Annotated in this window: 3 protein-coding genes; all 3 read right to left on the reverse strand. The window is 47.9% G+C overall.

Features of this window, described 5'->3' with window-relative positions; translation table 11 throughout:
* Positions 1 to 41: 41 nt before the first annotated feature.
* Positions 42 to 1,523, reverse strand: coding sequence for an amino acid permease (locus ACEW8S_RS10575; RefSeq protein WP_373518120.1), 1,482 nt, complete (start codon positions 1,521 to 1,523; stop codon positions 42 to 44).
* A gap of 112 nt (positions 1,524 to 1,635) precedes the next feature.
* Positions 1,636 to 2,793: a glycoside hydrolase family 130 protein gene (locus ACEW8S_RS10580; RefSeq protein WP_373518121.1), complete on the reverse strand. Its 1,158-nt coding sequence runs from the start codon at positions 2,791 to 2,793 to the stop codon at positions 1,636 to 1,638.
* Positions 2,794 to 2,957: 164 nt separating this feature from the next.
* A partial coding sequence (locus ACEW8S_RS10585; RefSeq protein WP_373518122.1) for a RagB/SusD family nutrient uptake outer membrane protein occupies positions 2,958 to 3,728 on the reverse strand: 771 nt, incomplete at its 5' end.

Here is a 3,728-nt window from a genome sequence, read left to right on the forward strand (position 1 = left end):
AAATCGGCTCATAAAGCATCGAATTTTCTGAAGTTCACCTTTTAAACCTTCGCTTTTGTTTCATGCTCCAAGGCAAATTCTTCCTCAGGGGAAAGAATCAAGCGGTGCCTGCCTCTCAATGCAAAATAAACAAGTCCCACCGCCAAATATCCCATGGCTATGAATACCGCGGTTCGATAGGACTTATCCTGAAGCTGATAATAAATGATCAAGGCCGCTAGCACTATGGTCACCCATGCCCCAGTATTACCAAAAGGACTTACGTAAGGTCGATCCATATCAGGCTTTCTTTTTCGTAATAAAATGAACGACCCACATTGCAAAATATAGGACAACATGGCGCTAAAAACAGCTATGTTCAATAAAGCCCCTCCTATAAAAACGCCACTTTCATTCCCTGCCAGAAACCGTGTGATCATCAATACGGCGAATCCTATGGCAGAACCCAAAATCAAGGCGGTATACGGCGTTTTTCTTTTGCTGTGCGTTACCGAAAAAAATACCGGAAAGTAGCCAGCTCTTGACAGGGAGTAAATTTGCCTTCCAAAGGCGAAAATTATAGTATGTAAGGAAGCAATTAATCCAATGGAAGCCACCAGCGCCAGGAGTTTGGCTATATTATCACCGAACAGCACTTTAAAACCGTCCAACAAAGGTTCGCCCGATTGCGATAACGCATAAGATCCCAGAGGGGTTGCGGCATTTAGCCACAACATTAAAAAGGCCGATATAATCAGGGTTATCATACCATACGTCAATCCCTTGGGCATGTCTTTTTGGGGATCCACGGACTCTTCGGCCGCCAAGGGTAACTGTTCGATGGCCAAAAACAACCAGACCGCAAATGGCATTGCTTTGAGGGCACCGGCCCATCCGAAGGGAAATAGCGCTCCCCCGCCACCTTCCAAATGTTGGGCCTGACCGTTTGCGCCCGCCTTGATATCCAATGCGTACTTGGTAAAATCTACACTGGAAATAGAGGATACCCAGTACACTACCAAACAGGCCAATGCCAATAAAGTAAGTGCCACGGTAAAGCGAAAGGACATCTCAACGCCAATGATATTCAGGCCGGTGAACACCGCATCAAAACCGAACCACCAAAAGGGCAGCATTTCCGGAGAGGTCTCGAATATACCTGACATATATTGACTGAGGAAGAAGACAATGACCGCCGGGGTCAAAATAAATTCCAAGTTCTCGACCAGGCCGGTGAAAAAACCGCCCCAAGGGCCCATGGCCGATCTCGCAAAAGAATACGCTCCGCCGGTATGCGGCAGCGCGGGCGACATTTCCGCGACGCTTTGGGTAAGACCGATGTACATAATCGCCACCAGAACCGTGGCAACGAACATACCCCCCCATCCGCCAGAGGCCAAACCAAGGTTCCATCCTGAAAAATGACCTGAAATAACGGCCCCTACCCCCAAAGCCCATAGCGACCAAACTCCCGCATGACGTTTAAGTTCCCTGGACTCAAAATACGATGTGTCCATTTTGGTATACTTCACGCCTTTTGCCATGTAGGTTGCTTTAAATAGTTGGTGGACTTGTTAATTAACTGGTGTTACGTTAATACAACCAAAGATAGAGACCATTGCCACAATTTCTTTAGTGCTAAGGCTAAAATTTCCCTTACTTTACATCCGCATCAGCAGTGGCAACCCCGACCATACTGTCAGCCGTTCCATAATAAAGATACCACTTCGTATTGAAAAAGACCAACCCTTCCACAAAAGTGGTACCGTCTTTGTATTGCCCGGACTTTTCAAAAGGCAGTTCCGGTTTTAGAAAGGGCGTGTCGCTACGGTCAAGCAATTTCCAGGGTTCTTTGGAAGAAAACAGTGCCTGCCCGCTGGTATATACCCGATTGCCCAAATTTTTCACCCCGATATTGGAAGAATTACCGGCATTGTACAACACCACAATTCCGTCTTCGGTTAGCACCGGCGGCGGTCCGGCCTCTACCAACCAGGAATCGAAATACCCGGGACGCGGGCTTAGAACGGGGGCGAGATTACCTTCATAGTTTTCGACAGGTTCCCAGTCGATCAAATCCGAGGACGAGGCCAGCCAAATATGTGGCACCCCGTAGTACATGTAATATTTGCCGTTGATTTTCGCCGCGACCAGCGTTCCATCCTTTAGTTTGGTGACTATGGCGCCCGACTTGGTTTCCCTATGATTGTACTTTCCCTCTTTATATTCCTCGAATATGGGCCCGTGTTTTGTCCACTTTTTCAGATCTGGGGAGGTGGCGAGTGCCAAGCGGGGCACATCCCCGTTCCATTGGGTATAGGTAAGGATATATTTTCCATCCTCGTTTTGAACGATTCGCGGATCTTCAGTACCACCGATCCACTCGTATTTTTTTTGGTCATCGTCGTCCGGATAGAAAATAGGCTCTTTTTTAGTCTGGTAATTTATGCCGTCGTCAGATATAGCCAAGCCGATCCGGGAGGTATGCCCTCCTATCGAATCGGTGTGACGATCTTGTTCGGCCCTGTAGAGCACATGAATCTGATTGTTCTTAACAATGGCCGCTGGATTGAACGTGGCCATGGACTGCCAAGCAACCTCTTTACCGCTCATGGGATCTTTAAAAACACTGCTCGAATTACTGCGAATGATGGGTTGTGCATTTTCGGGACGTTCAAAAGGACCAAGCATCCATGGTTTTTCGACAAGCTCGGCCCTGTTCGCAGGTTTAACCGAATCGGTAGGGGTATCACGGCAGCAGACAAAGAGTGATAAAAAAAATAAAGCTGCCGTAACCGTTTTTAATCTCATCATGATTTTTATTGTATTTGGATTGGATTGCATTGGTCTACTAAAAATTGTATTTGGATTGCATTGGTCTACTAAAATTGGCAGCAACTGGCATGGGATTTTCTTTCGGGATTGGTCATGGGATTTTATTAGCTTTCCCTTGAAAATGGGCCAGCTTTCCATTGGGCTCAATACCCGGGATTCTGTTCGATAGTTCCACCGGACTTATCAATATCGCTCTGCGGGATGGGATAAAGTATATTGTAGTCCTTAAAGTTCACATCCAATGCCGTTAGGACTTCTTGGGCTATCCCCCACCTTTTCAGATCGTTGAACCGGTGTGCCTCAAAACCCAGTTCCACCCTTCGTTCGGATATCAGCCATTCCCTAATTTGGGCCATATCGGTCGAAGCCGGTCTTTGGGGAAGCGTTCCCGCAGGTACTGTAGAACCGTCAGGGGTAACACTGGCCCTGGCCCTGGCCCTTATTTCATTGATCAGGGCTACGGCACCGGTCAGATCGCCCGTTTCGTTCAGCGCTTCCGCTTTCCAGAGCAGGACATCCGCATAACGGATATAGATCCTGTTGCCGGGGGAGTCGTCGTTCCCTATGAAATCGCTCGTGGATCCCAATATTTTGGAGGAACGTTGGTCGGGTACGTCTATGGTATATAATAGTCTGGGGTCGTCAGTTTCAAAAGCCTCTAGAAAATCCGCCGTGGGTGCAAAAAAGCCCCAACTGGTCACTGCCCCGAACCCGTTTCCGTTTCTGGGGTTTTCCTCGGAGCGATGGTCATACGCAAAAATGACCTCGTTCTCGGCAAATTCCTTGCTGGCATCGAAGCTGTCGAAATATTCCGTATTGAGACTGTAGAAACCGAGGGCATCGAGTTCGTCGATAAGGGACAATGCATCCGCCCAATTTTTATTGAACAGGGCAACTTTGGCCTGTAGGGCAAT

It is taken from the genome of Pricia sp., from assembly GCF_041745955.1.
In the GTDB taxonomy this organism is placed as follows: Bacteria; Bacteroidota; Bacteroidia; order Flavobacteriales; family Flavobacteriaceae; genus Pricia.

Excerpts from the sequence above, each read along its gene's own strand:
- ACEW8S_RS10575 (WP_373518120.1), bottom strand. The coding sequence starts at position 1,523 with ATGGCAAAAGGCGTGAAGTATACCAAAATGGACACATCGTATTTTGAG.
- ACEW8S_RS10580 (WP_373518121.1), bottom strand. The coding sequence starts at position 2,793 with ATGATGAGATTAAAAACGGTTACGGCAGCTTTATTTTTTTTATCACTC.